The 26416-nt window shown below is 63.3% G+C and carries 29 protein-coding genes and 1 pseudogene; 12 read left to right on the forward strand and 18 right to left on the reverse strand.

Annotation, left to right across the window (positions count from 1 at the left end; genetic code table 11):
• The first annotated feature begins 497 nt into the window (after positions 1-497).
• The 3 genes from C4900_RS07425 (at position 498) to C4900_RS07435 (ending at position 4931) form a co-directional block, all read left to right on the forward strand.
• Entirely contained in the window at positions 498-1649 is a 1152-nt protein-coding gene (locus C4900_RS07425) for a hypothetical protein (RefSeq protein ID WP_114282855.1), read from the forward strand.
• A gap of 3 nt (positions 1650-1652) precedes the next feature.
• Entirely contained in the window at positions 1653-2984 is a 1332-nt protein-coding gene (locus C4900_RS07430; RefSeq protein ID WP_114282856.1) for a toprim domain-containing protein, read from the forward strand.
• 342 nt (positions 2985-3326) lie between these two features.
• Positions 3327-4931, forward strand: coding sequence for an anti-phage dCTP deaminase (locus C4900_RS07435; protein WP_114282857.1), 1605 nt, complete (start codon positions 3327-3329; stop codon positions 4929-4931).
• 514 nt (positions 4932-5445) lie between these two features.
• Here the strand turns inward: C4900_RS07435 and C4900_RS07440 are convergent.
• From C4900_RS07440 to C4900_RS07515, 16 genes are all read right to left on the reverse strand, one after another.
• Positions 5446-6420 carry an ATPase, T2SS/T4P/T4SS family gene (locus C4900_RS07440; RefSeq protein ID WP_114282858.1) on the reverse strand — a complete coding sequence of 325 codons (975 nt, stop codon included), beginning with the start codon at positions 6418-6420 and terminating at the stop codon, positions 5446-5448.
• Positions 6421-6510: 90 nt separating this feature from the next.
• Positions 6511-7551 carry a shufflon system plasmid conjugative transfer pilus tip adhesin PilV gene (gene pilV, locus C4900_RS07445; protein WP_114282859.1) on the reverse strand — a complete coding sequence of 347 codons (1041 nt, stop codon included), beginning with the start codon at positions 7549-7551 and terminating at the stop codon, positions 6511-6513.
• Between the two features lie 3 nt (positions 7552-7554).
• Positions 7555-8421: a type IV pilus biogenesis protein PilM gene (locus C4900_RS07450; RefSeq protein WP_114282860.1), complete on the reverse strand. Its 867-nt coding sequence runs from the start codon at positions 8419-8421 to the stop codon at positions 7555-7557.
• Positions 8422-8427: 6 nt separating this feature from the next.
• Positions 8428-8931, reverse strand: coding sequence for a type 4 pilus major pilin (locus C4900_RS07455; RefSeq protein WP_114282861.1), 504 nt, complete (start codon positions 8929-8931; stop codon positions 8428-8430).
• Between the two features lie 61 nt (positions 8932-8992).
• The gene (locus C4900_RS07460; RefSeq protein ID WP_114282862.1) at positions 8993-10090 is read right to left on the reverse strand and encodes a type II secretion system F family protein; all 1098 of its coding nucleotides are present in this window, start codon (positions 10088-10090) and stop codon (positions 8993-8995) included.
• Positions 10091-10123: 33 nt separating this feature from the next.
• Positions 10124-11740 (reverse strand): GspE/PulE family protein, encoded by a 1617-nt coding sequence (locus C4900_RS07465; protein ID WP_147267156.1) that lies wholly within the window; start codon positions 11738-11740, stop codon positions 10124-10126.
• Complete coding sequence (gene pilO2, locus C4900_RS07470; RefSeq protein ID WP_114282864.1) at positions 11737-13014, reverse strand: type 4b pilus protein PilO2; 1278 nt, start codon at positions 13012-13014, stop codon at positions 11737-11739. Before pilO2 ends, C4900_RS07465 begins: the two co-directional genes overlap by 4 nt.
• Positions 13014-13667, reverse strand: a complete 654-nt coding sequence (pilP, locus tag C4900_RS07475; protein ID WP_114282865.1) for a type IV pilus biogenesis protein PilP — start codon at positions 13665-13667, stop codon at positions 13014-13016. The genes pilO2 and pilP overlap by 1 nt, the downstream gene beginning before the upstream one ends.
• Entirely contained in the window at positions 13664-15244 is a 1581-nt protein-coding gene (locus C4900_RS07480) for a hypothetical protein (RefSeq protein WP_170132468.1), read from the reverse strand. The genes pilP and C4900_RS07480 overlap by 4 nt, the downstream gene beginning before the upstream one ends.
• 14 nt (positions 15245-15258) lie before the next feature.
• Positions 15259-16041: a TcpQ domain-containing protein gene (locus C4900_RS07485; RefSeq protein WP_114282867.1), complete on the reverse strand. Its 783-nt coding sequence runs from the start codon at positions 16039-16041 to the stop codon at positions 15259-15261.
• Positions 16017-16355 (reverse strand): hypothetical protein, encoded by a 339-nt coding sequence (locus C4900_RS15835; protein WP_147267157.1) that lies wholly within the window; start codon positions 16353-16355, stop codon positions 16017-16019. Before C4900_RS15835 ends, C4900_RS07485 begins: the two co-directional genes overlap by 25 nt.
• Positions 16352-17194 carry a ParM/StbA family protein gene (locus C4900_RS07495; RefSeq protein ID WP_170132469.1) on the reverse strand — a complete coding sequence of 281 codons (843 nt, stop codon included), beginning with the start codon at positions 17192-17194 and terminating at the stop codon, positions 16352-16354. Before C4900_RS07495 ends, C4900_RS15835 begins: the two co-directional genes overlap by 4 nt.
• A gap of 2 nt (positions 17195-17196) precedes the next feature.
• Positions 17197-17418 carry a hypothetical protein gene (locus C4900_RS07500; RefSeq protein WP_114282870.1) on the reverse strand — a complete coding sequence of 74 codons (222 nt, stop codon included), beginning with the start codon at positions 17416-17418 and terminating at the stop codon, positions 17197-17199.
• Positions 17415-18563, reverse strand: coding sequence for a type IV pilus twitching motility protein PilT (locus tag C4900_RS07505; protein ID WP_065972404.1), 1149 nt, complete (start codon positions 18561-18563; stop codon positions 17415-17417). The genes C4900_RS07500 and C4900_RS07505 overlap by 4 nt, the downstream gene beginning before the upstream one ends.
• On the reverse strand, positions 18560-19417 hold the full coding sequence (locus C4900_RS07510) for a type IV secretory system conjugative DNA transfer family protein (protein WP_114282871.1): 858 nt from the start codon (positions 19415-19417) through the stop codon (positions 18560-18562). The genes C4900_RS07505 and C4900_RS07510 overlap by 4 nt, the downstream gene beginning before the upstream one ends.
• Positions 19414-19860, reverse strand: coding sequence for a DotD/TraH family lipoprotein (locus tag C4900_RS07515; RefSeq protein WP_114282872.1), 447 nt, complete (start codon positions 19858-19860; stop codon positions 19414-19416). Before C4900_RS07515 ends, C4900_RS07510 begins: the two co-directional genes overlap by 4 nt.
• A 579-nt stretch (positions 19861-20439) precedes the next feature.
• On the opposite strand from C4900_RS07515, the gene C4900_RS07520 reads away from it, so the two are divergent.
• The 5 genes and pseudogenes from C4900_RS07520 (at position 20440) to C4900_RS07540 (ending at position 22617) form a co-directional block, all read left to right on the forward strand.
• The gene (locus tag C4900_RS07520) at positions 20440-21315 is read left to right on the forward strand and encodes a site-specific integrase (RefSeq protein ID WP_170132471.1); all 876 of its coding nucleotides are present in this window, start codon (positions 20440-20442) and stop codon (positions 21313-21315) included.
• Between the two features lie 126 nt (positions 21316-21441).
• Positions 21442-21774: a type II toxin-antitoxin system RelE/ParE family toxin gene (locus tag C4900_RS07525; protein ID WP_114282874.1), complete on the forward strand. Its 333-nt coding sequence runs from the start codon at positions 21442-21444 to the stop codon at positions 21772-21774.
• Positions 21755-22045 carry a NadS family protein gene (gene nadS / locus C4900_RS07530; RefSeq protein ID WP_114282875.1) on the forward strand — a complete coding sequence of 97 codons (291 nt, stop codon included), beginning with the start codon at positions 21755-21757 and terminating at the stop codon, positions 22043-22045. The genes C4900_RS07525 and nadS overlap by 20 nt, the downstream gene beginning before the upstream one ends.
• Before the next feature lie 117 nt (positions 22046-22162).
• Positions 22163-22300, forward strand: a pseudogene (locus C4900_RS17230) (type II toxin-antitoxin system RelE/ParE family toxin); the annotation flags it as partial.
• A gap of 26 nt (positions 22301-22326) precedes the next feature.
• Positions 22327-22617, forward strand: coding sequence for an addiction module antidote protein (locus C4900_RS07540; RefSeq protein ID WP_114282876.1), 291 nt, complete (start codon positions 22327-22329; stop codon positions 22615-22617).
• A gap of 142 nt (positions 22618-22759) precedes the next feature.
• On the opposite strand, the gene C4900_RS07545 is transcribed toward C4900_RS07540, so the two are convergent.
• Positions 22760-23365 (reverse strand): hypothetical protein, encoded by a 606-nt coding sequence (locus C4900_RS07545; protein ID WP_114283455.1) that lies wholly within the window; start codon positions 23363-23365, stop codon positions 22760-22762.
• Complete coding sequence (locus C4900_RS07550; protein ID WP_114283457.1) at positions 23362-23694, reverse strand: hypothetical protein; 333 nt, start codon at positions 23692-23694, stop codon at positions 23362-23364. The genes C4900_RS07545 and C4900_RS07550 overlap by 4 nt, the downstream gene beginning before the upstream one ends.
• Before the next feature lie 183 nt (positions 23695-23877).
• Between C4900_RS07550 and C4900_RS16005 the strand changes: the two genes are divergently transcribed.
• From C4900_RS16005 to C4900_RS07570, 4 genes are all read left to right on the forward strand, one after another.
• Positions 23878-24231 (forward strand): type II toxin-antitoxin system Phd/YefM family antitoxin, encoded by a 354-nt coding sequence (locus tag C4900_RS16005; RefSeq protein WP_170132472.1) that lies wholly within the window; start codon positions 23878-23880, stop codon positions 24229-24231.
• The gene (locus tag C4900_RS07560) at positions 24228-24815 is read left to right on the forward strand and encodes a hypothetical protein (RefSeq protein WP_114282878.1); all 588 of its coding nucleotides are present in this window, start codon (positions 24228-24230) and stop codon (positions 24813-24815) included. The genes C4900_RS16005 and C4900_RS07560 overlap by 4 nt, the downstream gene beginning before the upstream one ends.
• A 512-nt stretch (positions 24816-25327) precedes the next feature.
• The gene (locus tag C4900_RS07565) at positions 25328-25558 is read left to right on the forward strand and encodes a hypothetical protein (protein ID WP_114282879.1); all 231 of its coding nucleotides are present in this window, start codon (positions 25328-25330) and stop codon (positions 25556-25558) included.
• A gap of 191 nt (positions 25559-25749) precedes the next feature.
• Complete coding sequence (locus C4900_RS07570) at positions 25750-26232, forward strand: DUF488 domain-containing protein (RefSeq protein WP_114282880.1); 483 nt, start codon at positions 25750-25752, stop codon at positions 26230-26232.
• Positions 26233-26416: the final 184 nt, after the last annotated feature.

Below are 26416 nucleotides of genomic sequence, written 5' to 3' on the forward strand. Positions count from 1 at the left end.
CCAAAATCCCTATGGATCCCCGAACATTGATCGCGCTGTCAGACGGGTATAGGATGTAACGCGTATCCCATATTGACAATGGAGTCCGCTTTCATGCCCAAATACAGTTCCGCAAGAGCGTCCACGACAGACAGTCCGGCCCGCGATTTTCTCACAGACCTGTTCCCAGGAGCCTATTTTATAAGCATTGAGGAGGCGGCACGAGTGACAGGCTTCAGCCCGAAGTCAATTTACCACTTGGCTGCCCGGAACGAAGCCCCATTCCCGACGGTGAAGATGGGCCGACGCCGCCTGGTTCCGCTTCTCTCGCTGGCCGAATTGCTGGACGCCGCGACATCCGGCGCGGATCCCAGGGCGTTGCGCTGCAGGTCCAGACGGGGTGGCCGCCCACGCCTTCCAGAGGCGGATGGATTTGGTCCTCCGGTGTCCGTGGCGCGTGTGACGAACAAGGGATAGAATATCAGCGATATACCCGATCACGGCGAAAGGAGGGTTTTATGGCGGACTATGGGCTGGGGCTTAAGGTTTTGGCGATCGATGAGAAAGAACAGGTTATCCGGGGTACGGCCATGTTCAGCAATGCGGTGGCCCAAGCGGGCGAAGAGGTGGTCGTCGCGTTTCGGGACGCGCCCGGTGCCAAAGCGGGACAAGGCTGGAATCAAGCCCTGGCGAACCTCAACAAAGGGATGGCGAAGCCATTGGCCTTGCCGTGTACCCGGGCCCCCGAGGTCATGATCGAGAACGTCTTCGTGGAATCCCGGGACGGCAAGAAAATCCTGTCCGGCAAATGGGTGCGCACGGCCTTTTCCCCCATGAAGTCGCTCGATGCGGCCACCGCGCACGACCGGCGGTCCCTGCAAACGGGCTGGGTGACGCAACCCGTACTTCGGTTTGCGAATCCGGACAAGGATAGCCCCAACGAACCGGACACCATCATCTGGCCGGTAACGGCCACGACCCACGCCCTGAAGACCCGTTCGGGGGAACGCCGGACGTTTGATCTGGCCTGGTTGGCCGAGCGACTGGATGGGGCTCGCAAGGTGGCAGATAGTCCGATCTCCATGAGCACCCAGATGTATGCCATCAACCATAAGGCCGCCGCGCGTATTTTGACGCCCGAGCAGGCCCTGCAGGCCGTGGCAGCCCTCTTTGGCAAGGGGCAGGCCGCACTGCTCGTGCCCACCGATGCCGCGGGTGCACTCATGCCGGACAGCGCTCGTTATCTGTGGGCGAAAGAGGGTGCGCAACCGGAGTTGCCCGCTGGGGACGGTTTGCGTGTCATCCCCGTCAATACGCTGTATTTCGGGAAAAACTCGGTGCAGTCCATTACGGAGGGCATGTTTTCCCAGGATAAGGCCAAGAAGGCGCGCCTCAACGGCTACCGGTGGCTCTTCCCGGAACCGTTTCGTCGCGACACGGTGGCGCACGTCATGTTGTCGATCGAGCAGTATACGGACAAGGCGACCGGCCAGCTCCGCTTTGCCATCTGGTCCCCGGACCTTCCAAAGTTTGAGCCCGGCAGCCGGCAAGCGCCCACGCTCGCGGTTCTCTGCGCTGAGCGCGAAAAGGCGCAGATCGGCGAGGCGCCAGCGGCCAAGGTCCACGAAGAGGCCCACGCGGATACCAAACCGGCCGTCATGAGCGTCTAGCGGATGGTTCCTCTCCCGGATACGGACCATCGTGCGCTCATCCTGATCGAGTCGTCGGGGTTGCGCGATCGTCTCCGGGAGATTGTCGGACTCCCCGTGTTCGCAACGGGCGGTCATATTTGGCGTGATGTCCCGTTGGGTGAGGCCCCCGTGTTCGATCACGAGGGCATGGCACGGCGGATCCCGCGCCACCTCGCCACCATGAAGGCCCTTTGGGCGGTATTGAGCCACCCGTGGGAGGCGTTGCTGATCGGCACGGATCCGGATGACGAAGGGGACGTCATTGCGGCCGATCTCGTGGCCATGGCCCGTACCGCTTGCCCGCGTGCCGCCTTGTTTCGTGTCCATTGGCAGACCATGGAGAAGGAGGCCGTCCACCATGCCCTCGGGCAGGCCACCGAAATCAACCCTCTGAAAGGCCCGCCTCTGGGTGCGGCGGGCCTTGCGCGCGCCACCATCGACCGCATCCTGATCGAGCAGGCCCAGCGGGTGCCGGGGGGCGGTCGCGTGGCAGGCCCTTTGCTGGATGCGTTGGCGCGATCCAGTCTGTCGGCAAGCCCACCGCGCTTGGCCCTTGATCGCCCATGGACGCTCCGCGATCTTTTGGTGATGGGGCGCGGAGCCGACACGGGTCAGCGCTACGCGCTCGCCGAATCCCTTTATTTAAGCGGGCGCCTGTCCTATCCGCGCACCGCGGCCCCGGGTTACTGGCCGGAAACGCAGGCGATCCTGGTCGACCGCGCCCCCGCGCGCTCGACCCAACCCCTTCCGCCATCTTTGCCGTTGTCGGCACCCCACGAGGCCCTCTGGGCTACGGGGCCGGTATTACTCGATACCCACCCCGACATGCTCTCGGCACCCGACGCGGTCCTGGCGTCCGTTATGGCAGCCGGCTGGGTCTCGCAGGGCATAGTCCTGCCGGAAGACATGCCGGCCCCGCCCGCGGCGGCCATGGGTATCGACGCCCGACTCGTGGATTGGCAGGCCCGCGAGGGTTTGGGGCGTCCATCGACCTGGGCACAACGGGCCATGGCGTTCTGCGAGAGGGGGTGGGCAACGCCCGAGGGGACGCTCACGCCGGAAGGGGTGCGGGTCCATCAGAAAGTCCCCGAGCTCCTGCGTGACGCAGCTTTCTCACGTGCCATCGAGGCGCATATTGCGGAAAAGGCCGCCGAAGGTTGGGATGCCCTTGCTATCGTGAGATCAGCCTTTACCCGCTTCAGTCCCGATCTCGTCCCGCCGCCTTCGCAGTTGTGTGATCGTGCGTTGAATTACGATGTCGGGGGCGGTCGTACTGATTGTACTCACGATGCAATTGCAGCAGCCATATCCTAGTCCGGCAAGAGCGAATCGGTCGCATACTCCCTACGATATTGTCTAAATGGACCGGTGCTCTCTTGCGACACCAATGGCGTTTAAAGTGTGCTCGGACTGCGTACCTCATCCCGGCCCCACATGTTTGCCCGTGTCTGTGTTTGCCCGTGTCTGTTGTGGAGATGCCCAAGCCTGTCGTACGCTATGGGTCGAAGGCGAGGATGCCAAGGATGGGCATGATATCCACCTACTGTAGCCGCGGCGTGCAGGGCTCGGGCTCCAAAGGGTTAAACTGGCTACGGTTGGGCGTCATTGTCCGTAGTATGTGAGGTAGAGGGATATGTTTTGGGGGAAGACAACGATATGAGCGCCACAGAGGCGAAGCCCTTGAAGGTTATTGGTGATGTAGAAAGTCAGGAATTGACTGAGCCATCTGCCAGAAGTTTCGGTTTAGATGGAAGATGGACGGAAGAATTAGTAATAGGCTTGGTAGGGCCTGTTGGGTCAGGGTGCTCCACTACCTATTCTGTGCTGCAAGAAATATTCAAGACTGAGTATTTGTATACGGTTCATTACTACAAACTCAGCGAATACATCGCGCAAGGAGCTACTCGTATTGGAGACAGTATATATGAAAGCCTTAAATCTGCTGAACGGATAGACAAATTACAGACTATTGGCGATAGGCTTCGGAATATTTTCGGAAATTCGTATCTAGCCGCAAAGGCAGTTGAGAAGATAGCTGAGTTGCGTTGTAAAGAAGGCTTTGGTAAGACTGCAAACGATATTAACGTTCCGAAAAAGGTTCGGCGAGTTCACTTTATTGATTCAATAAAACATCCAGACGAACTCAGGCTGCTTCGCGATACATACGGTGAGATATTTTGGCTTATTGGTGTGTTTGCGCCACGACACGTGCGAGAGTATAGATTGATTACTCAGCAAAATCTAGATCGTGGGGATCTTAGCAAGATCATTGAAAGAGACTACACGGAAGATGAAGATCATGGACAAAAAGTACGTGATGTATTCCATAAGGCCGATTTGTTCATAAGAAACGATGGTGATGATCACCGCCATCTGAAAGAGTCTCTTTCCCGGTTTCTTGAAATCATTTTTGGAAGCCCGGTTCATACGCCGACATTGGATGAATCATCAATGTATGCGGCTTACGCTGAAGCAGCGAAATCGGCATGCTTATCGAGACAAATTGGTGCTGCGATCGTAAGCGAAAAGAATGAGTTGATCGGATTGGGCCGGAACGACGTTCCACAATTTGGAGGGGGCCTATACACTGAGGATGCGGGCAATTTGGATAAGCGATGTTATGTGTGGAGCGATAGGCTTTGCCACAATGATAAGCGGAAAAATAAACTCTACAACCAGATTTTCGAAAAACTCAAAAATGCTGGTTTACTGGCTGATGGGATCGGGCCAGAAAGGGTGGTGCAGGTACTAAAAACAACTGATGTGAAGCAATTGATCGAGTATTCGCGTGCCGTCCACGCAGAGATGGATGCCATCACGTCCGTAGCTCGCACGAATAAAGGGGGGCTATTAGGTGGCACTCTTTATTCAACCACCTTTCCTTGCCATTCGTGCGCGCGACATATTGTTGCCAGTGGGATACGTAAAGTATTATTTATTGAGCCGTATCCGAAAAGCCTTGCTACCGAGTTGCACGCCGACGCTGTTTCTGAGAGCGAGAAGGACGCAGGCAGTAAGGTCGTCTTTCTGCAGTTTTCGGGGATAGCTCCAAGAAATATCCTCAAACTATTCAACGTGGGATTGACACGCAAGGATAATGATGGGAACCTAAAGCAGTTCAATAAGACGAAGGCGTCACCTGTCGTGAAAGTGTCCTTAGATGATTATTCGACCCATGAGAAATGGGTTATTAAGGAGCTCACGGAAAATGAAGAAAAGAACATCCCAGATGGAAGGCAGGCAACTTTCCTTGGCACTTGAAATTCCACAGCAGGCTGCTCAAATTGTTGATGCTGCGATCTCTTCTGCACGGAAAAGGTCAGCCGTCGTTATTCATCTTTGGGCCCCGTCACCTCAAAGATCCAGTTTTCGAGAACAAGTGATTCAGGATCTAATAAAGACTCGCGTAATAGTTTCCGATTAGAGACGGCACATGTAAACATCAATGCCCCATCCTGGTTGATTTACGGTTTACAGTGTCGGCAGGGGTCTCCGTGCTTGATAACTCCAATGATAGTGTAAGAGACGCTACGTTTTTCCTTTTCCAATATCCATACACCGCAACAATCGCACTCAAGGCCATCCACTTCCTTGTGGCCAAGGGAGAACTCGTCAACAGTAAATGATGCCTTGCAATTGGGACAATCAGCGGATGATCGGCGAGACATTAGGAACGCCATATTATGAAACTAAATACACAATACTTGCTTCAGCGGATGAATTCAACCCGCGAATTGTCCAACGGTTGCCTCGGAACAGTGGACCAGGTTATTCACTACAGCATCCGCCTCACATTCTGTGTATAGACCGCCTGCTGGATCTGAGCGACCTCGTGGCGCTCGATGGCGGAACGCAATCCCGCGTCCTCGGGGCGTATGCGCAGGAGCTGCGTGGAGAGCACCAGGAGGGGTGCCGGTGGCGCACTGTGGCGGCGTGAGGTCTCGACCGGCCGGGAGGACAGCGTGAGATGCACCACGGCTGCCAGGTGCGCGGCGATCTGGGAGGCGGCTCCTTCGGGACCCATTTCATGAGCGGCCAGGGCCATGAGGCGTTCAATGGCGGTTTCCACGGACTCGGCGTGGATCGTCGTGATGATCGGGCCGCCGATCCCCGCCTGCAAGACCACCGCCGCGGCCTCGAGGGGGCCACGCACCTCACCCATGAAGAGCATGTCGGTCGACGAGCGGACCGCATTGCGCGTGTGCCACGCCAGGCGCTCCGCGGACGGCACCGCAGTGGCGGAGTGGATGTCGATCTGCTGGATGAGGCCATATTCCATCACGCCGTTGATGGCCATCTCCGGTGGGTCCTCGATAACCTGCGCGGCCCCGCCGTAACGCTGGATGCGGGCCTGGACCAAAGCGCCGGCCAGCGTGGTCTTTCCCGCCCCCTGTTTGCCGGCAATCAACACCAAGCCCTCGAGGCACGGTTCCAGCAGCACCGCGGCGACCGCGTCCGGCACCCCCAGATCACGGAGCGAGTGGGCCAACGGCAGCGCACGCAGGATGTAATGCACCCCCTCGACCGTCGTGACGCGTTGGGCCCGGCACGGATGGCCATTGAAGTGGATGCGGGCGCTATCCGGTCGGGTGGCCAGCGTGGCATGCAAGGATCGCAGGGACTCGTGATGCGCGTCGGGCACGGACAACAGCCGCAAATCCTGGGCATCCCGTGGCCGGTAGCGGCAAAGGGCCGGATCGCTGTAGAGCCAGAGGGTGGACCACGGTAACGGCGGCGCGGCGGTCATCATGGATACAGAATCCGCTCGCCACACCAACCGTCGCCCCCTGTCATTACAGGCCGTCCCGATCGCGCCAGTCGTTTCGTATTATCTACCCTTTTATTGCAGATCCCAGCATTCGACATAGGGGGCATACCCATCAAAGTAGCCGTTAATCTCCCAATAATATTGTCCTTGCGCATTTGGTCCGGCGACAGGGTAGATGTGGACATTGTTCCCGCTGTAGTTCCCACCGAACCCGCCGAGGGACGAGCCGGCTTCGGCGCATATATTGGCCCACGTGATCCCGGATGGCCCACCGTATTGCGCGTCCCACACCAGAGAAGATGTTGCTTGAGCGACTGGCCCCCACGTGCCACCCTGACACACCATCAATTGTCCGCTGCCATTGCTGTTAGTGCCGATCTCTCCTGTGGGAGAACAGGGGGCACCCTGGGCAATCGTCCCGCCGGCGGCATTCGTGGTGAACTGTAATGTTCCCGTGTTGGTGATGTTATTGGCCCCCGCATTCAGGTTGGTCTGCATGGTGTTGACCTGCGGTTCGCCCGGCACAGCGACCCGATACAGGTACGTACTCGAGAGCGTGCCGCTGTTGTAGTAGAGCAAATCGGCCGGGGACCCGGGGTTGGCGGTGACGCCGAACTGGCTGACCGGGACCTTCCAGCCCCCATAGGCGCCGATGGCGTCGCCCCGGTCGCTGGCGTAGGGGCCGGTGGCATTCGGCTGGAGGCCTCCGCGCGCGCCCATCTCCGCGGCCGCCTCTGGGAGGTCCACGGCGGGGATGGGGTTTCCGCCCGTGGTGTGAATCAATACCTCCAGATCCTCGCTGGCCGGCTGATAAAACGAGATCTCCCAGGTCTGGCCATAGGCATCGATCACGCTCGTCGAAGGGGGCAGATACCCCGTAGTGACCAGGGCCGACAGCGGAATGGTCTGCGGGCCGCCGGCGGTCGATGTGAGCAAGGCGCCGTAGTTCGCTTTGACGTAGGCGTCGGTGGCTTCGATGATCTGGTGGCCTTGGGAGGCGACCGCATGGATGCGGACGGCGCGTTCGCCCTGGCGCACGGCTTGATCCGCGATCGGCACAACGGATGCCACCAGGATGATCGCGAACAGGGCCGACAAGAGATACGAGGGCATCCATTAACTCCAGGGTACGAAGTCGTTTTGGGGGGCGGCGTCCGATTGGGTCCCAGACCCGGTGAGTCCTTGTGGCGAGGCGTCGGCCGTGAGCATGAAGGCGCCGCTCGAGTCGGCCGCGGACAGGGGGCCGACTGCAAACGTGCCGGAGCCGCTGGCTACAGGATTGCTGGATGTGGAGCACGAAGAGCCCTTGGCGCAAAAGGTTTGCACCTGTACGATTTGGGCGGCAACGAATGGGGTTCCGGCGCTCACGGAGGCGGAAAACTGCGCCTCCATATATCCCGTGGTGGTGGAAAAGCAAAAAAAGCACCCGGAAGTGTAATAGGACCCACTAAAAATGAAGGAGCCATACGCCGACTGGCCGTTCAAGGTATTCCAGTTGAACGGCGGGGCGGAGAATCCGAGGACGGCTACGGTATCGCCCGACGGGATGCTGGCGGGTACGGCGATGCGTGTTGGGCCGGCGCCGGGAATGCTGATGGTCGCCGTTCCGTTCTGGTCGACGCCGAACATCGCGCCTTGCGGCATGGAGAGCAAGGCGGCCAGGGTCGGTGCGGGGAGGGCCCCGTACGTCCAAAAGAGATTTTGGGAGGACGTGTTTTGCTGCAGGCACCCCCAGGAAGCGGGGAGGGTAAACCCCGGCGCCAACCCGAGCGTGGGCGCCGTGTAACAGGGAGAGGGGGGCGTGACACCCCCCTCGTACTGATCCTGAGCGGACCGGCTGAAATTGGCGAATTGGCGGGCCTCGACGCGGATCCGGCGTTGGGCTGAAGGCGGCAAGTCGGCAGGCCTCGTGCCGGCGTGCGTCAGTACGCCGCCCGCCAGAATGAGGCCCATGAGTCCGAGCGCCAATAACAGCAAAGGCATCGATGATTAACTGACGCTGAAGACCAGCGAATTGCCACCCGTGGCCCCGCTCCCCGATACCGTGCAATCCGCCCCGGCTTCGGACGGCGTGATCGGTGGCGTCAGGACCGCGCCATTGATGGCGACCGACAGCAGATCCGTGCCGTCGTAGGATGTCGCCACATGGGTGCAGTCGGCGCTCGGCACGCCATCCATGGTCACCGAGAAACCCGTCGCCGTCGCGTCATCGTGCACGGCCCCGCCCCAGACATTGGTGGCGGTCGTGGCGCCAGCCGGCGCCATGTCGGCGGGGAAGACCCCGCCCTGAATGGCAGCCGCCGTATTCAGGCCGACGAAATTGGACTGGCCCGCATAGAGCGACTTGGTGTTCCCGATGACCATGGACACCTCCATGCTCCCCATGGTCTGGTTGCTGGAGCCCTGCGCCGATTCGTACATGTTGACGGTAAACAGGATGGCGACGAGGCCCAGTACCCCGGCCAGGATCCACCCGATCATTTGATTACCCATAGGTACCCCTCTCTTTGGTTATCGCAATACGCCCTATCCGGGACCCGGCCGGACTCCGGTTTCATGCCCCCGCCACGCTGGTCATCAGGGTTTGCAAGATGCTGAAGATCCCCAGCATCATGATCACCATCAAGAGGCTGGAAAGCGCCTCCATGACGATGCCCAGAGACTTCGCGGATAGCCGAATGGCCGATTCGGTCTCTTTCAAGGTTTCCACGGACAGCGTGTTCATGCGGGCCGCATAGTCCGGATAATTGGCGATGATGGTGAGATCATCGACGGTGTCGGTGTCCGGAAAGGCAAAGCCGGAGCGCGCGAGCGTCTCGCCGACCGATCGTCCGGCCAGGAGTCCGTTGCGGATGGCCCGCAACCGCTCGCGAACGTACGGATTGGCATTGCGCAGCATCTGCTCCATGGCATCCTTTTCCTGCATGCCGGCCTGGGAGAGTGCCGCGAAATTGGAAAGCCAGAGCGCGCCCTGGATCCGGCGGGTGAACGACCAGGGCGGAAACCGATCGAAGATGCGCCGGAGCCGCCCCGTCCACCGCGATTGGGAGTAGACGAAGGCCACGCCCAGGGCCACCAGACCGACCGGAAAGCCGATCAGGAAGGCCCAGGTGCGCATGATGTGTGCCAGTCCGACGACCACCGCGCCCAACCCGGTCACCGGGTGCCCCTTAATGAGGGGCGCAAAGACCGGCATGACCTTGTCGGAGAGATACCAGAGGACGGCAAAGGAGGCGGCGATGTTGGTCAGAGGCGATATCAGGCCTTTGAGGGCAACGCTCGAGAGGTCTTTGCGAGACTGGCCCGTCTCGATGATGAGCTGGAGGATCTCCGGCACCCGGCCCGTCGTCTCGCCGATCGCGAGCAGGGCCGCATCCTCTTTGGGAAACCAGTCCGCGAAGACTTGCGAGATGGCGCGGCCTTCGCGAAGTCCGCGCGCCATGTGGGCGAGCGCCTGTGTCGCGGGGTCGCGCGGGCCATAGCGCCGTTCAGAGCGGGCGGCCAGGTCCGCAAAGACGTCTTTGATGGGGCGACCGGCCGCCATCTGGACGATGACGCGTCGATAAATGCGATGGCGAAGGCGCATCCCGCCCATCAGGCGGAAGATCGCGTGGGCCAGAGGCCCGGGGCTTGCGGTCGCGCGTCGGTCCATGATTACGTCATGAAACAAAGGATATACATGACATTATATCCTATTCAGTGTTTGCGGCGAAGTAAATTGCGCCCGCAAGGCCGGGGAAAGGGCGGTGGGGAAATGGCCGCTCTCGGCGACCAGGTGGGCGGGGTCGCAGCGGCCCGCCAGGAGATGCATGACCGCATGCTCGGAAAAGGACAAATGGCCGTCCTGGGCGCGCCAGGCGGCGCACGCGGCCCCGACGTCTTCGCGCAGGCGTGCGGTGAGCTCGGATGTCACCTCGACCACTTCCGCGATGATGGCGCGGCCTTCGATGCCCGTGTGATGACAATGCGGGCAGCCCTGCGGATGGGCCATCCGCACCCGATCGAGCGGCACGTCCCATCCGCGCATGGTCTCGACGAGATCGGCGTCCACGTGCGCCTGGTATGGCAGAAAGGGGAGCGCACAGCGGGTGCATAGGGTCGGCACGAGGCGCTGTCCGACCAGGACCCGCAAGATCGTCGGGTTCAGAAAATCGCGGGGATCGAGCCCGAGGCGGATCAAGCGGGTGGCGATCAGGAAGGCGTCCTGCGTATGCACCGTGCTCCACATCTGATGGCCCGTGAGGACCGCGTCGAAGGCCAGCCCGGCGGTGGTCTCATCCCGGATTTCACCCACCATGATGATGTCGGGATCGGCGCGCATGACGACGCGCAGGGTCTTCCCAAAGAGCGTGCGGCGCTCCTCTTCGTTATTGACGTTCGAGAGCGAGATCTGTACGGCGCCGGCGATCGGATACTCGGCCGGGTCTTCAATGGTATAGATCGACTTGGTCGGATATAAGCCATGCTGGAACTCGAGCGCGGTCTTGAGCGCCGAGCTTTTCGCCGATCCCGTGGGCCCGGAGAAAATGGAGAGACCAAAAGGCTGGCGCGAGACCTTGGCCAATACCTGTGCCTGCCCTTGCGTGTACCCAAAGCGCCGGAAGAGCGCGATACCGTCCTGCAGGCTTCGCAAAGAGGCTGGGCGGCCCGTTCTGACCTGATGCGCGGTACCGCGATACAGCAGGCGGAGGATCATGAACTCGCCGCCCAGCATGGGGCCCCGTTGCACGCGCACGCCCAACACGTTGTCGGGCAGGATGCCGCTCGAAGCGGTAATTTGCGCGGCCTGCGATTCGTGCTCCAGGTAGCTGGAATCCGCCGATATCGACAGACCCTGGTAGAGGGCGCGCAGAAGGGTGTGACCATCCTCCCGGGTCATCTGGTTGATCGGTCGCAAGGCGCCATTCACCCGCATGAAGATGTCGGTATGGCGCGCGCGGACGTGGACGTGGATGTCCGATACCAGGAGAGCCGCGGCCTCCGCAAAGAGGGACCGGGCCACGGAGACGATGCGCGCATCGAGGTCCGCGGCCCCTTGGGTATGGGCGCTGCGCTCGGTGGCATCGGCCAGATCCTCGGCGGAAACCGGTAAGACCTCGATGCTGAAACCGGCCCGGCGCAACCGCTCGATCTCGGACAAGACCATGCTATCCGAGCGACGCGAGGCCAGGACCGAGACCTGGGCAATGGTGCCCAAGGGCACCACCGCCATGACGGAGCGCAGGGCATCGGGCAAGGGCGGGACCGCCAAGGCCGGGCGCGTGTCGTTTTCCACCACCAGGGACAAGTTCGGGCCGCTCATGGCGCGGTGTGGGTCGTGACCCAGTAGCGCACGCGCGCCGTCCACACGGGAGAGGCGCTTAAGGGGTCGGAGACCGATAGGTGGGTGATGCGCACGCTGGGCAGGCGATCGAGGCGCAACAGGGCGTCCGGATGGGTGGTCGTGACCTGGACCGAGCGCGCGGCGTAAAGAGACGCACGCGCGTGCGGATGGGCAGGGGCGGTCCCGACGCCCGGCAAGACCGGGGCCTGGGCGGCGGCCGTGAATATGAGGGCGACGGGCCACGCCTGCGCCCAGGCGTACAAGTCGCGCTTGAGACGAACAGCGGGTGGAAGGGGGCGCGCGGCCCGGTGGGGATGTGCCATGGGGAAGGCCGCGGGCCACACGCGCCGAATCGTGTCCCCACCGGCCTGCAGGGCCCCGCGGGGTGCGCGGGCGGTGGTGGCTCCAATACCGCGGTGCCACGTCAGGATCACGGTGCCGGTGGACCCGCACCGGACCGATTGCGGGGACCAGCCCCAGAGATCGATCGGGATCCGGGCAATAAATCCGAGACAGGCCGTCGTGAAGGCGGCCGGGCGGGTCTCGTCGTGCCATGGGCGGCGGGCGGCGGCGCGCGCCTGAGCGAGGGTGAGCCGCTCACGCAGGGCCTCAAGACGCAGCCGCGTGGCCGCCAGCGCCGCGCGCTGCGCGACCGTGGCCTCGTGTCGCTGCCAGGCGGTCCAACCGATGATGGCCGCGATGACCGCGGCGACGCCGACCAGATGCCAGATGCCGGGTCGCCAGACGAAGACATGCGCCATGGCCGGCTTGCCCGAGGCTGCGCGGGCGTCGGTGAGGTAGCCCTGCAGATCGGTGAGGTCGCCATCGTAAAAGGCCCAGTCCTTGAGCCCGCTGATCCCTTTGCGCGCGGCCTCGACCTCGGTACGGGTTCCTACGATGTCCCCGCCGGGAATGATGGACTGGCCCTCGGTGATCGCCACCATCCACCAGCGATCGGCCTGGGCATCCAGACAAAACATGCCGATCCAGGGTTGTTTTCGGGCATCCGCCACGGCGCCGGCCAACGCCGGATAGGCCGGCGCCCGGCCCCCACCCTCCGGGGGGCCGGCGTAGCCCAGCGAGAGCATGTCATAACCAGGGCACGGCCGGATGCAGCGCAGGCCCCGCCGCCCTACGGCGTCCTGCAATTCCCGGAACCGGGCCTTGTGGTCTTCGTTGGCCGGTATCGTTTCCCAATCCAGATTGGCCCAGTAATGGGCACGGCCCACGTTCACCTTGATCGGTGTGCGCATCAGAACCCGGCCTTGGGCGCGATCGGGGTTGCCGGACGGGGTGATGCCGGCGCCGGCGGGGGCGCGGGCATGGCTGGGAGGGGCGCGGGGGCGGGTGTACTCAACACACCGGGGGTGCCCAGCAACAGGGATCGCAAATTGGCAGTCGGCGACAGGCCATTCCTGCGTTCCATCGGTCCCCCGCTCCTCGAGGCGGATTCCGGGATCCAGGCCAGGGCCTGGGCGGGGGCGCGCCCCAAGGCCACCCAGACGGTCCGGGAAGTGATGCGCGTCACGTGGCCGCCGTCGGCCAGGCGACTGCCGTCCCGGACCGTCTGCACGGAACCGTCCGGGTTTTCGAGGGTGGCCTCCATGTGGCCCCGACTGCCGGTAACAGACCGGATTTTGGGGAGCAGGAGGGTTGCGCCACCGGTGGGGGCCGCACCCCTGCCCATAAGGGGCACCGGCGCGCGGACCTTGTGGATCTGCGCGCGCAATTGGGCGATCTTGAGCTCCTGTTTCAAGATCACGGTCTCGGCGCGCAGCCGCATCAGCGCGCTCAAGGTGTCGTCCCTCGGCGCCGGGGCCGCGGCGCGCGGGGTCGCCCAGACCGGTGGGCCCGCCAGGAGCAGAAGGAGGATGGCCCGATGCCCTATTCCAGTTCGATGGCTCATGCGCGCACCTCGTTGACGTGAATGATGATGACCATCCAATCCCGGGTGCTGTCGTGAGTCGCATAGCCACTCAAGAGTCCCACCCCGTTGTTGCGTTTTTTCTGGGTCTGCCCGAACCCGGCCAGCACCAGGGTCTCGCCGTTTTTCAGGACGACCGATTGGGATGCCGACTGTTCGCTGATGGTCGGCACCTGAATGCTGTTGCCTCCCGAGGAGACGGTATCGAGCGAGACGAGCGACGAGAGCTGCAGGGCGTACTGCAGTAGGATGCGCTGGCGGCCGAGCAGGCGGGGCAGGAAGTTGCTGGTGAAACCGACCGTGACCGTGCCCGGCGTCAAGGTCGAGGTGGATCCCACATTGGCGGAAAGGGTCGAGCCTTCCGAGGCCAGATAGCCCACCTGATTGGCGACCTGGATGGGGGCGGGCTGTCCATTACCGGTGATGGCTGAGCCCGAGGTGACCAATCGGACCTGGCCGACCGAGGCCAGGGCCTGCACGATGGCGTTCGACCCGGCGGTGTGTTCGGCGGTGCCCGTCGCGTTGTTGGGCACGATCAGGGAGAGGCTTGAGAGCCCGGTGCCGGCAGCCGACGGGATCGTGACCCCGGCGACGGTCGCCGCGAGGTTTTTGTGCAAGGTCTGGAAGGCGGCGTTCAAGGATCCGCCCAGGGTGTTCGTGCGGGTCACGGTGACTTGATACACGCGCACCGTCACGGCGATGTTCTGTTCGGCCTCGCGGTCTTGCTGGTGGACATAGGCGCGTACCAGGGCCTGGACCGGTGGGGGCGCCAGGACCGTCACCACGCCGAGCGAGGGGCCGGTGACCACCAGACCGCCGCCGCTGCTGGCATCGATCACCGACTTCAATCCCGCCAGGACATCCTTATAGGGGTCGATGGTGCCCGATTGTTTGATCGACAAGGAGCCCGAACCCAGGGACGACCCCGAGGCGCCGGTACTACCGGTCAAACCGCCGCCACCGCCATTCAGGGATCCGACGCCGCCCGTGGCCGTGATGGTATTGGAGACGGTTTCGGACTGGCCGGACACGCTCAAGCGATAGGTGCGGCTCTCGAATCGGAACAAGCGGATGGCGCCGTGACGGACCCGCCAATAGACGCCGTACTGATTGGCGACACGATCCAAAAGACCCGTCAGGGGCCCGTGATAGGAGAGCCGTGCGGTGACCGTGCCGGGGATCCGGATCCCGGGCATCGTGGTGAGCGCCATCGAGGAGCCCCCCGTGACCGGCAGCGACAGCGCGCGCACCGAGACCGGTACGCCGGCGGCGCGGGCGATGAGCTCCGCGGCCTGATAGATCAGCACCGGGCGCGCGGTGCGGACCGTTACGGTCTGCCGCAGCCACGCCGGCCGATGGGCCCGCAGGGCGAAACCCGTGCCGATGAGGTAGGGCTGGCGGCTGCGTGTGAGCGGCGCCCAGGGGTGTGCGCGCTGGGCGTGGGCCTGGTGCTCCTCCTGCATCGCGCGGGGGCTCGGGGCGTGCGGCAGGAGCGACGCGCATCCCCCCAATATCAGGGCGAGAAGACCCCCGGCCAAAGTCCGCGCGTGAGCGCGCATTATTCCCCGGGACGTCATGAACCCGCCTTTGTGGTGGAGACCACCAACACGTGATTGGCATACAGGCGCGCAGAAATGGGGACGCCCTGCGCCACCATCGCCGACAGGAGGGCCAGGGCGGCTTGGGCAAAAGAGCCGGTGAAGCGGGCGTTTGCCACCACCGGCCAGTCTTGCGCGGATCGCCAGATCACCCGGACGTGCGCCCGATGGCCCCACCGGTTCAGGGTGGCCCGGATCGTATGGCCGACGCGGGCCTGCCAGGTCTTCACGGGGGCAGGGACCAAGGGGACGCCGGTTTTCGGACCGGTCCCGCGGGCCGAGAAGGCGGAGGGCAACGCGATGGTCGCCGCTTGCGCGCCGGGGGCCATGACCCAGGACTGGCAGACGTCACCGCCCACGAGCGTGGGGCGGGGACGCAGCAAAACCACGTGCCGCGACCACACCACCTGCGCTTGCGCGCCGGACTGGTCCATCAGGCGCGACAGGGCGCGCGTCCAGGGGAGCGGTCCGGACCAGGACACCGGGCAGGACCAGGAGAGGCCCTTGCCGTAGACCGTCCACCCCTTGGGGACGAGGCTTGCGACCGCGATCGACAGCGGGATGTTGCGGGCAAAGCCCTGGGCGATGCCGACCGTCCCCCGGCCCACCTGGGTGACGGAGGGCTCGGTGAGGAGCGTGTACCCAGTGACCGATACCCGCGGCGCCGGCGCCGGCGGAACCGGGGCGGTGTACAGAAACGAGGCCTGGGCGGCGGGGATCGCCGCCGCCAGCATCACAACAAGTTCAAGGTGTCGCATGGTTCGGTATCCTCAGAAGGATGCGGGGGAGACGGGAGGGGCCCGCGGGGGATCGGGACCGCGGGTTCGGAATGACCCGGGCTCGCGGGATCGGCCTCGGGATCGCGAACCGGGACCAGGACACCGGGCACGCGGGCGCGCAACCGTTCCGACCAGCGTTCGTAAGAGCCCACCTTCCGAAAGCCCGCGAGCAAGACGTCATGCAGCCATTGGCGTCGGCCGGACCCACTGGGCACATCCTCGATGGCCTCGATGAGCCTGGCTTCGTCGGGGCGGTCCCGTAACAGATACACCGTCAGTCGGTAGCTTTTCATGCGCGCCCTCGCGCGCGCACCTCGCGAATCCGCTCACGCGCTTTATAAAAGAACCCGCGGGCATTGGCGGTCTGGGGATCGGTCACGATCTCCACGCCCCGAATGCGCAGAAAGCGCCCGAGGGCCTCGGCCCCGCCGCCCGCGACCAGGATCAGATCGATGTCGGCCGAGGCCGCGGCCAGCAATCGGTCGGCCTGCCGGCCGATGACCGCGCCCACGGCGGCCAAGGAGTCCGCCACCAGTTCCGAGATGTCCTGATCCTGGCGCTCGATGCGCACGAGCGCGCGTTGCATGTGGGTAAACTGGCGCAGGGCCTCTTCACAGGCCCGGCGGGAGAGCCCCGGGATCTTCTGGCGCATGTAGTCATGGACCGAGAGCATGGCTGTTGGCGCGGTCGCGGAGTGGGCGTGATCGATCGTCACCCCATCGGTATTGCGGGTCACCAAGACGATGTCGGTGGTCTGACCGCCGATATCGATGACCGCCGACCAGCGCCCCCCGGGATTGCGGGTCTCGACGTTATGGGCGGCGAGCGCCGCCACGGCTTCGGGCGATACCGTGTGCCACACGATCCGCGCGATCGGCGAGCCGTTCAGGCGCGCGACGGGTTGTTGGTAATGGAGGGTCTTGGCCTCGATCTGGGCGTTATCGCGCGTCCCGACGGAGGCAAAGTAGCGGCTATAGGGGAGGCCTGTCACGAGACAGAGCCCGCGGCCGCGAGCGGCCGGCTCATCGAGTCCGGCGCGATGGAGGGCATGGAAGACCACGGCCCGGTTGAGGGCCGAGGTCTTGTATTGTTCGCCGCGGGTCTCCTCGGGATCGATGAGTCCTGCGTCCACGGTCACCACCTCGTGGCCGCAGCGGTAGACGCTGGGGGCACGTCCCCCTCGGCCCCTCCCATGCTCGCCGGGCCAGTGCGGCCCCGCGAGGGGATGACGAGCGGGATTCCCGGCACGTCGGTCCGCAAAGACGCCGGGTCGGGACTACAGACCTTGGTCTGGGCATAGCCGTCATCCACGCCCACGGGGATCGCCTGGCTGATATCGCTTTCGGAAATTGTCACAATAACCCTCCTGTTACGCGGAGCGCTTCATCCGCCGTGATCACACCCTGGTCCACGAGCCGCGTGGCCTCGGACTCCAGATCGGTGCCCGCGCGCTTCATGGCATCGGCCAGACACGCCTCGGCGTCCGCCGCGGACAAGGGCAGGAGCGTGCGCCGGAGCGCATGCGTCATGATGAGGTACTCCCGCACCGCCACCCGGCCCGCGCCATCGGCCCGTTTGGCCAATCGCTGGTAGACGGCCGCCGACAGCACGCCGGTTACGCGCGCCAACATGCTGGCGTCATTGCCGGTGCGGGCCGCGATCTCCGTGGGGATCGCGGCCACCCCATCCACATGCATGGTCGAATACAGCAAGTGCCCGGTGCGCACGAATTCCACCGCCGCCGTAATGGACTCGGCGTCGCGCATCTCGCCGACCAGCAGGACCTGCGGGCCCGAGCGCAGGGCGGAGCGCAGGGCCATCGACCAGGAGGCAAAGTGACGGCCGATCTCGGACTGTGAGACGGTGGCGCGCCACGGTCCTTCGGCCAGGAGGAGCCGGGGGCGATAGACGAATTCGATCGGCTGTTCGAAGGTGAGGATGGTGTCGGCCCGGGTTTGCCCGAGCCGCCGGATGATGCCGGCGAGCAAGGTGGACTTGCCGGTGCCGGTGCCGCCGACGACCAGCACCATGCCGCGGTGCGGGAGGACGGCCGCCTGCAGGTCCGGCGGCAGGCCGGGATTCTGGTTTTCGAGGGATGGGACCGCCGAGGGCAGATAGCGGAACACCACCCGGGGTGCTGTGTCGGCGAGATACTCGCAGGCCGCGGCCTCGGTCCGAAAACGCAAGGACCCCTTGTGGATGGGCTCGCCCTCCTGCAAAGGAATCTCGGTGGAATAGGAAACGGCCTCGCCGCCCCGGACGAGGGACTCGCCTTCGACGCCGCGGGTGGCCACGACGACGGCCGCGGTGTCGTATTGGGAGAGCGGACGCCCCATGAGGTCCTGCAGCTCACCCAGGATCGCGGCGCGGGCCGGGTAGCCGGGAATGAATTGCACGTCCGAGGCCGCATGAACGGCCGCCGCGTGACGCAAGAGGGCCTGAACCGCCGCCGGCGTGAGGACCGGCGGATCGGCGGCGAAGGCGCGGAAACTCGGGGTCATGGCCGCGTTGCCCGGGGTTTGTCGGGGGTGGCGATGACAGGCGTCCGCCAACCGGCGGTCGCCAGGAAGCGCGCCGGCGCCATGACCCGAAAGAGTCGCACACCGTCTCGCAGCACCCGATGACCGACCTGGATCCCGTAATTGCCGACCCCGAGGCGGGGCACGGACACGAGTCCCGCGTTCGCCAGACGCAAGAAGAGCAGGCGCCCGAGGAGCGCGCGGCGCAGACGGCGCACCCGCTCCTGAAAAAGCCGGTCACCCTGGCGGATCCCGTCCCGCCATCCCTGGTACACGCCCTTCTGCCACCAGCGGCGCTCCCGGGCCGTGTGCGGCAAGAGGGCGAGCGGGATCTCCTGCGGTCGGGGGGGCAGAAGCGGCATCCATAACCATTGCCGCCAGGTAGGCGCCACCGCCACGAGACGGGCGGGGCGCAGGATGCGGTACACCGCGAGGACCTGGGTCATCGACAGGGCTTGGGCCGACAGATAACTCGTGGGGGCCATCCGGGCCACGAGCGGCGGCAACACCTGGCCGTGCAGGAGCAAGGGCGTGAAATTGAAGATCTGCGAGAGACGCGCCGATTCGGCCTCGAGGAATCGGTTGATTTGCCGCGAGCGATAGTAGAGCCCTCCCTGGGCCCCCAAGGAGATCGCCTCCTCGCGCAAGGCCCGTTGACGCAAGGTGACCCCCAGGCCCCCATGAAAGAGGCCATGCCCTGGTTTCACGGCACGCAATGAGGCAAGCAGGCGGGAATGGCGGCCATCCCGGGGCGTGACCTGGGCCGGGATCGTGAGGGCGGGGCGCGCCATGGCCAAGACGTCGGGGGTTCGGCAAGAGAAACACGACGGGCTCATGGCCCCTCCCAATCGAGTGCCACCACGCGCGTGCGGGCATTGACGATCACGCGGCCATTAGTGATCTGGGAGCCGATCTGTTCCAAGAAGACCAGAAGGGGGTGGCGGCCGCGCACGGTCACCACGGACTCATTGGGCGGGGGCGTGCCGAGCTCGCGGAACGCCCAGCCGGCCCGGTGCGCCAGGGCCCGCACCAGGGGCGTGGGCGGGCCGACCCAATCGGCCCGGACCGTTTCCTGGAGCCCCGGCGGGGCGTCCATCAAGGCGGGCAGGTGCGGGACCGGCTCGAAGACGCGCGACTCGCGGGCGGTCACCCCCCAGGCCGCGCTCACCTGGCGGGCAGCCGATGACAGGACGGCCGCGTACGGGGGATCCACCGGCGGACGCACAGGGGCGCTGGCACACCCCGCCAGCAGGCCCGCCACGCTGGCGGCCACCCCCATCGGCCTTATGCCCCCCAGATCCGTGATCCCAATCCCATCCCCTTACAGAAGCATAGACAGTGTGTTCTATCCCCGACTTAGGACACGCACAACCCTCTCAGGTGATCCCGCGGGACGATCGTGCCACTGTCGTTTCGCGTACACTTTTCGCCCATCTACTTACGCAAAACGTACGCAGATGTGTCGCGGACGGGCGATTCACTGACGTTTCACTGTCGTTTTACGTACGTTTTTCGTACGCAAATCGCCCATCACCTGACGTAAAACGTACGCAGATATGTCGCGGATGGGTGATTTGCTGTCGTTTTCCAACCCATTGGCGACACAAAAACGTGCGTTGGGGGAAGGATAGGGGGTCTCCTCCGCTTTGTCCAGTGGGCAAGATAGGAAGACCTCTCTATACTCGCCTTCATGGAATACCCAAAAGCGTTACTAGGTCGCGTGCCTAGTCCCAGTAACGGGGCCCCTAACAGGGGCCCCGTTACTGGTGGTGCGCGTACGATGGAAACGCAGACCCAATACCGACGCCGTGTCCGACAGCTCATTCGACGGTACCGGAAGGCCACCGGACGCGGGGATGTGGCAGGTCTGATGGAATGGATTACCAAAAAGCGCCGTGAAGGCGAGTTTTCCGGGTCGACGTGGCGCCAATATCGGGCCGCACTCGAGGCAATTTTGGGGGAAATGGGCGTCGATACGAGTGCGTTACGCATTGCCGGCCGAACGGCCGGGGACGTCGTCCCGAAGGCCACGGCCGAGGGGCGTGTGTCGCGGCCGCGTGCGCGTCCCGTGAAGGCGGTCGGGATTACCGGACGCCGGGCCTTGCAGGGCGCCTGCCGGCACCTCAGTGTCGCCACGCAAGAGGACATCATGGCCTGGATGGAGGCCGGGATCCGGACAGGGCTGCGGCCGGGGGAATGGGCGCAGGCGACCTTGGATCACCCCAACCCGGGGGGCAGGGCGGTCCTGACTGTGCACAATGCCAAGCACACCAACGGCCGCGGGCATGGTGTCCTGCGGCGTATCGCACTCCTCACACCGGAAACCGAGGAATGGGTGCGCCGTCACCTGGCCTTATTGCGGGAGCGCCAGATCCAGGGGATATCCTTCGCGACCCATTATCGGAACACCCGGCGCGCGTTGAACCGGGCGTACCAACGCGCCGGGACGCGCGGACCGTCTCTCTACTCCGCGCGCCATCAATTCAAGATCAACGCGCGCGCGGCCGGGATATCCGCCTGGGATCTGGCCTACCTGATGGGGCACGCCTCCACGATCACGGCGCAATGCCACTATGGGCGGGCGCGCGCCCAGATCAGTGCTTTCACCGTGGCGCCGGCGCCGGCCCCCGGTGATCCTGCGCCCGTCATTCGCGCGGGCGAATTGCCCGAGCGTCCCGATCAGCGGATGGGGCGGGGTCCGAATCGATCACGGCCTATTTTCCATGGACCGTAAATAGGGTGGCCACACCTTGGATGCGTCATGCATTTCCTATCGACAAGATGTAGCCACTGGGAAACACTCAAAAGATGGTATGAGTACGCCATTGACGTATGCGTCAATGGCGTATAGCATACGGTTATGGAATTCATCGAGACCCCGACATTCACTCGCCTGATAACGGATCTCTTGACCGATGACGAGTATCGGCTCTTACAGAATGTCCTTGTGGAGGACCCGGAACGCGGCGCCCTCATCCGGGGCGGTGGTGGTATCCGCAAATTGCGCTACGCCCTAGCCGGTGGCGGCAAAAGTGGCGGCATTCGCGTGATTTATTACTGGGTTACGAGACAGGACCAGATTTACCTTCTGGTCGTCTACCCTAAGTCGAAAAAGGACAACTTGACGGCTCGGGAGACGGCCGTATTACGGACCTATGTAAAGGAGTTAAGCCATGGACAAGACCCTCTTTAATGACCTTCTGCAAAGCCTCCAAGAAGCAGGCGCGATTGCCAGGGGTACTACGACCCCCTCGCGTCGAATTGAAGTGGTGGTACCTGATGTCAGGGCCGTGCGGGAACGTGTCCATCTCTCACAACAGGATTTTGCCACGCTGATTCAGGTGAGCGTCAAGACCTTACAGAATTGGGAACAGGGTCGACGCCACCCGACCGGCCCCGCAGCGGCCCTTCTCAAGATCGTCGCTTCCAATCCGGAGATGGCGATGAAATCTTTGCACTCGTAAATGTGTGTAGGGATCACCGTGCCGGACACCGCATTGTCAGCCTCAGAAAAGCCAATGCAAGAGAGGCAAGAGAGGTAAGACGCTATGCCAGTCAAATCTCAGTCGGGACGGATATTTGATTATGGCCCCGGTTATCGGGCGTATTTCGTGCGTCGGGGCCGGGCGCTCGTGATCCTACTCGCCGGCGGCGACAAGGGATCGCAAAAGGCCGATGTTCGCAGGGCCTTGATATTAGCGAGGAATCTTTCCTCTTAGAGACTCACCGTAGGAGTGCGTTATTTATGCCCAAGATCAAGACAAGTCGTTACGATGTCGCCGAGCATCTGCGCACCTCGAAAGAGATGGCCGCCTATCTCGAAGCCTGTCTTGAAGAGGCCCACGGCGATGCCACTTTTATCGCCAAGGCACTCGGCGACATCGCCCGCGCAAAAGGAATGAGCCAGGTCGCGCGGGACGCGGGGCTTTCCCGGGAAAGCCTGTACAAGGCGCTTTCTGGTGAGCGTAGTCCGGATTTCAGTACGATCCTGAAGGTCGTCAACGCCCTGGGTATTTCGCTGCATGCCCATGCCTGAGCTCTCACCGTGGCGCCGGCGCTGGCCGCCGGTGATCCTGCGCGCGTCATTCGCGCAGGGGAACGACTCGAGTGCTCGGGTCGGCGCATCGTGCGGGCTCGAGGTAAGCGGGAATTCCTTCCCCATAAGCCATAAATAGGGATCACCGGGGGCCTGGTGGCTCCCAGGTGCTGCCGATCCGGGCCGGTTCATCGATTCCCTCCGGCAAATCGGTAAAAATCCGGGCATCGGCAGGGCGGCGACCGGGCGCTATGGGGTGGGTCATGGCGTGAATGATGGGATCCGCTTGGCGGATGATCCCCACGCGCTCGAGGCCGCGTAACAGGCCAACGGTCGACAACAGATGGAGATGGGGCGGCTTGTTGAAAACACGGACATCGGCATCCTCGAACAGGAGCACGACGGGATCCCCCGCCTGTAAGTAATGGCGCAACCCATTCTCCGAGGAGAGAAAATCGACAATAGCGAGCTCGCCCGCATTCTTTTTCAAAGGACGGCCGGCATTGCGTTTCCCCCGTTCCTGTTGCCCGATATCCGTCGTCGCGATCCGGAATGGCGGTTGGTGACCGTCGAGGAAGGCCTTAACATCACGGTCCTTGCGATAGGTAAGGTCGCTCGTAAGCTCGTCGTACACCGCGTCGACCACCACGATCGGCATGTCAAGCGCCAGGAGCAGCGACAGTTCATCCGCCACCCAGAGACTATTGATCGGGCCGGCGTCTGGCAGGATGAGGGTGGCCCGCTTCATGAAGATCGCCAAATCTTCGCGAACGTCGTTGCTTGATTTTCGATGACGTGCGGGGGCGGGTACGGTGGGGGCAGGTCCGCTTCACCCAGGGCCACCAGCAAAGCGGCGCTATCCCGTAATCCCAGACGTTCCAGGGCGTCCCGACGGCTTAAGAGCCCCTGGGAATACGCCAATAAGGCGTCCTCTTCGCGGAGATCCGCGTCAGGGGCGGTGATAGCTTCCAGGTGCGCCCGGATCAAGGCGGTCATGGTAGTGCCATGGGCGGCAGCGTAGGACTTGGTGCGCGCCAGGAGAGTGTCGGGCAGATTGAGTGTCGTATTTTTCAGCATGGGCCACGCCTCGCATGGTGTTGGGCGGCATCACATATTTATGTGTGGGCGCAGGGCGTGTGTCAAGCCCCTGAAAGGCGTCATCGGCCCGAGCCGATCGCAGGGCTCGTGTCGCCCAACCTTGCCTCAGTGACCACGACCGCACACCTTGCCAATATAGCCATATTAGCTAAAATAGCCTTTATGAAAATCGTGTCCGCAACAGAGGCCAAGAACCGGTTTGGCGATATCCTCACCGAGGTTTTGTCCACGGGGACCGTGGTCGTCACCAAAAATGGCAAACCGGCCTTGTCGATCGCGGCCATCACGCCACCCAGTTCAGTCGTACCAGCCGAGCGGAAAACCGCCTTGTTGACCGCCTATGCACAGGGTCGTCTGGCGTGGTCCGATCTCCGGGATGCCATCGGCGATCCTTGGTATGGGGATGTCCTCGAGGCCTTGGCGGGCCTGGGGCTCACCCCACCCCAGGTCAACCCTCTGACGGCGGACCAGCAGCAGCGATTTCAGGCGATCCTGGCAAAGGCGCGGCGGCGATGAATCTTTCCCTCATCGTGACGGATGCGGGGCCGCTTGTGACGCTGGCGGTCGCGGAGTCCCTGGACACCCTGCTCCTGCCGCGGCTACCCGTCATCATTCCCGACATGGTGCGATTCGAGGTGACGCGCCATGCCGATAAGCCCGGGGCCAAGGCATTGCTCGACTGGATTCGCCGGCATACGGGTAAAGAGGTGCGCGTCGACAGCACGGAGACCTTCGAGGAATTCGTGTTGCTGAGCCGGATGGATCCCTCGGCGCGTATCCGCAATCGGGGAGAGCAGGCCGCCGCGGAGATCTTGTCCCGCGAACTGGCGCAGGGACACGCGGGGGCCCTCCTGCTGTTCGAGGACAGCGACATTCGCAAGACCTCCTTCCTGATTCGTCTGCCGGATCAGGTTCTGGTGCTCTCCACATCCGCGTTTCTTCTGGGTCTTCAGAAGGCCGGCTTGATACCGGACGCCCAGGCCATTTTGGCGCGCGCCGTCCCGGTCCGAGGATCGGCCATCCACAAGCCTGTCGCCACCCAAACGGGGGAGGGGCCGGATATCCGGGACGAGTGGGTGAGCTACGTAAAGCCTTCTTGAGTCCGCGCTTTACGCCGCGCGATCCGCTGATCGCACGGACCGTCGCCTCCAACGACCCCCGGAGTGCGTTTCCGCCCGAAACACCCCGAGCGTCGCGATGTCTGGCGGGAAAGCTGTCGGCCGCCAGATTGTGGGAGGCGGAGACCTTCGCGGGCGTGGGGGTGCCGGCCGGCTGAAGGCCTGCCCGCCTGGGGCGGCAGGATCGGAGCCCGCCACGCAATGGCCGGGCGCTCCATGGCGGGACTCGGGCCGGGCTGCGGGAGTCCGCGGATGCGTGCGGTGCCGCGCACCGCTTGTGATCGGAACGGCCCGCGGGGTAGGCTGGCCTTTCCGGGGCGTCGGATATGTTCCACGTGGAACATACAAGAGCTGTTATATCCCCGCCACAGAGGGTGGCTATTAACTAGGCCCTTCCAAAATCTCACCTACCCCTCCGAATAGCGGGCTGCGCCGTACGCCTGGAGGCGCTACGCTGGGGCGACCATCGCCTGGCATGCGGGGAGGGGTGCGCAATGAATGACGATCTTGGTCTGTCTCTCGAGCTGTATCGTGACACGCGCACGGGCGATGTCTTTGTCAGGGTACCCCATGAAGAGGTGGGGTGTCCTATCCACCTGCGGTTTCTCGACTCGGCCCCAGGCGATCCTGAGGGTGTCCTCACCTACGACGTCCGGACATTTCTACGCCTAGTGGCGACGGGCGTCCTGGAAAGCATCCCCTGTCATGTCATTTACGACTCCTGACAAATTGCCCGGGGGTGCCTGTATTTCGGGCAGCCCGCCGTCCCGGCGTCCTCCCTCGGGTGGCAGAGCTTATCCCCAGACCTATCCCCGGAATCTGTGGATAACGTGCAACACCAGGGGCCGCGATACAAAGCCGCCCATCGCCAGGTACGCTATTCTCGCGTAACATCACCTCGTGCGAGGACACGGTAATGATCGTTTTCACTATCGGCTATGAAGGGCTGAGCATTGACAGGTTTCTGTCACTGCTCGCGGAACACGGGATCGACACCATCGTCGATGTCCGTGAGTATCCCGTGTCGCGCAAGCCTGGCTTCTCTAAGAAAAGTTTGGCGGGCGTGCTTCACCTCTCCGGTCAGAAGTATGTCCATATGAGCGATCTCGGCTGCCCGAAGCCGATCCGCGATCGTTACCGCGAAGACCGCAACTGGAAGCGTTACACCGAGGCCTTCCTGAGGCACCTCAAGACGCAGCACTCCGCGATCTCTGAACTGTCAGAGTTGGTGAGCACGGCGACCTGCGCGTTGTTGTGCTACGAGGCCGACTTCAATTTTTGCCATCGCTCTATGGTAGCCAATGCTGTGCGCGACTATTGCGGCGCGCACGTCAAGCATATCAAGGCTGCGGATGCTAGAACAACGAGCCCTGTCTCGCGTCAATTGGCTTTTATTTAGGGAAGAACAGGCTGATGAGGCATCTGTGTCCGCTAGGCTGGAGTTTAACGATCGTTGTAAACAAAGGTCACCAATCCGGACTTCCGTACACGCAGAGAACAAGTAAGAAATCGGAATATGCATACGGCGGAACCTGGCATCCGCACATGCGGACTTGAGGGCTGAAGGGGTGGACAGAACCCGA

The sequence above is a fragment of the Acidiferrobacter thiooxydans genome (assembly GCF_003333315.1).
Taxonomy (GTDB): Bacteria; Pseudomonadota; Gammaproteobacteria; order Acidiferrobacterales; family Acidiferrobacteraceae; genus Acidiferrobacter; species Acidiferrobacter thiooxydans.

Excerpts from the sequence above, each read along its gene's own strand:
- pilO2 (WP_114282864.1), bottom strand. The coding sequence starts at position 13,014 with ATGCGCACACCGATCAAGGTGAACGTGGGCCGTGCCCATTACTGGGCC.
- C4900_RS07430 (WP_114282856.1), top strand. The coding sequence starts at position 1,653 with ATGGTTCCTCTCCCGGATACGGACCATCGTGCGCTCATCCTGATCGAG.
- C4900_RS07435 (WP_114282857.1), top strand. The coding sequence starts at position 3,327 with ATGAGCGCCACAGAGGCGAAGCCCTTGAAGGTTATTGGTGATGTAGAA.
- C4900_RS07565 (WP_114282879.1), top strand. The coding sequence starts at position 25,328 with ATGAATGACGATCTTGGTCTGTCTCTCGAGCTGTATCGTGACACGCGC.
- C4900_RS07460 (WP_114282862.1), bottom strand. The coding sequence starts at position 10,090 with ATGGACCGACGCGCGACCGCAAGCCCCGGGCCTCTGGCCCACGCGATC.
- C4900_RS07515 (WP_114282872.1), bottom strand. The coding sequence starts at position 19,860 with ATGGGGGTGGCCGCCAGCGTGGCGGGCCTGCTGGCGGGGTGTGCCAGC.
- C4900_RS07545 (WP_114283455.1), bottom strand. The coding sequence starts at position 23,365 with ATGAAGCGGGCCACCCTCATCCTGCCAGACGCCGGCCCGATCAATAGT.
- C4900_RS07450 (WP_114282860.1), bottom strand. The coding sequence starts at position 8,421 with ATGCCTTTGCTGTTATTGGCGCTCGGACTCATGGGCCTCATTCTGGCG.
- C4900_RS07485 (WP_114282867.1), bottom strand. The coding sequence starts at position 16,041 with ATGCGACACCTTGAACTTGTTGTGATGCTGGCGGCGGCGATCCCCGCC.
- C4900_RS07465 (WP_147267156.1), bottom strand. The coding sequence starts at position 11,740 with ATGAGCGGCCCGAACTTGTCCCTGGTGGTGGAAAACGACACGCGCCCG.
- C4900_RS07560 (WP_114282878.1), top strand. The coding sequence starts at position 24,228 with ATGAATCTTTCCCTCATCGTGACGGATGCGGGGCCGCTTGTGACGCTG.
- C4900_RS07525 (WP_114282874.1), top strand. The coding sequence starts at position 21,442 with ATGGAATTCATCGAGACCCCGACATTCACTCGCCTGATAACGGATCTC.
- C4900_RS07480 (WP_170132468.1), bottom strand. The coding sequence starts at position 15,244 with ATGCGCGCTCACGCGCGGACTTTGGCCGGGGGTCTTCTCGCCCTGATA.
- C4900_RS07550 (WP_114283457.1), bottom strand. The coding sequence starts at position 23,694 with ATGCTGAAAAATACGACACTCAATCTGCCCGACACTCTCCTGGCGCGC.
- nadS (WP_114282875.1), top strand. The coding sequence starts at position 21,755 with ATGGACAAGACCCTCTTTAATGACCTTCTGCAAAGCCTCCAAGAAGCA.
- C4900_RS07570 (WP_114282880.1), top strand. The coding sequence starts at position 25,750 with ATGATCGTTTTCACTATCGGCTATGAAGGGCTGAGCATTGACAGGTTT.
- C4900_RS15835 (WP_147267157.1), bottom strand. The coding sequence starts at position 16,355 with ATGAAAAGCTACCGACTGACGGTGTATCTGTTACGGGACCGCCCCGAC.
- C4900_RS07440 (WP_114282858.1), bottom strand. The coding sequence starts at position 6,420 with ATGATGACCGCCGCGCCGCCGTTACCGTGGTCCACCCTCTGGCTCTAC.
- C4900_RS07425 (WP_114282855.1), top strand. The coding sequence starts at position 498 with ATGGCGGACTATGGGCTGGGGCTTAAGGTTTTGGCGATCGATGAGAAA.
- pilP (WP_114282865.1), bottom strand. The coding sequence starts at position 13,667 with ATGAGCCATCGAACTGGAATAGGGCATCGGGCCATCCTCCTTCTGCTC.
- C4900_RS16005 (WP_170132472.1), top strand. The coding sequence starts at position 23,878 with ATGAAAATCGTGTCCGCAACAGAGGCCAAGAACCGGTTTGGCGATATC.
- C4900_RS07540 (WP_114282876.1), top strand. The coding sequence starts at position 22,327 with ATGCCCAAGATCAAGACAAGTCGTTACGATGTCGCCGAGCATCTGCGC.
- C4900_RS07510 (WP_114282871.1), bottom strand. The coding sequence starts at position 19,417 with ATGAGCCCGTCGTGTTTCTCTTGCCGAACCCCCGACGTCTTGGCCATG.
- pilV (WP_114282859.1), bottom strand. The coding sequence starts at position 7,551 with ATGCCCTCGTATCTCTTGTCGGCCCTGTTCGCGATCATCCTGGTGGCA.
- C4900_RS07505 (WP_065972404.1), bottom strand. The coding sequence starts at position 18,563 with ATGACCCCGAGTTTCCGCGCCTTCGCCGCCGATCCGCCGGTCCTCACG.
- C4900_RS07455 (WP_114282861.1), bottom strand. The coding sequence starts at position 8,931 with ATGGGTAATCAAATGATCGGGTGGATCCTGGCCGGGGTACTGGGCCTC.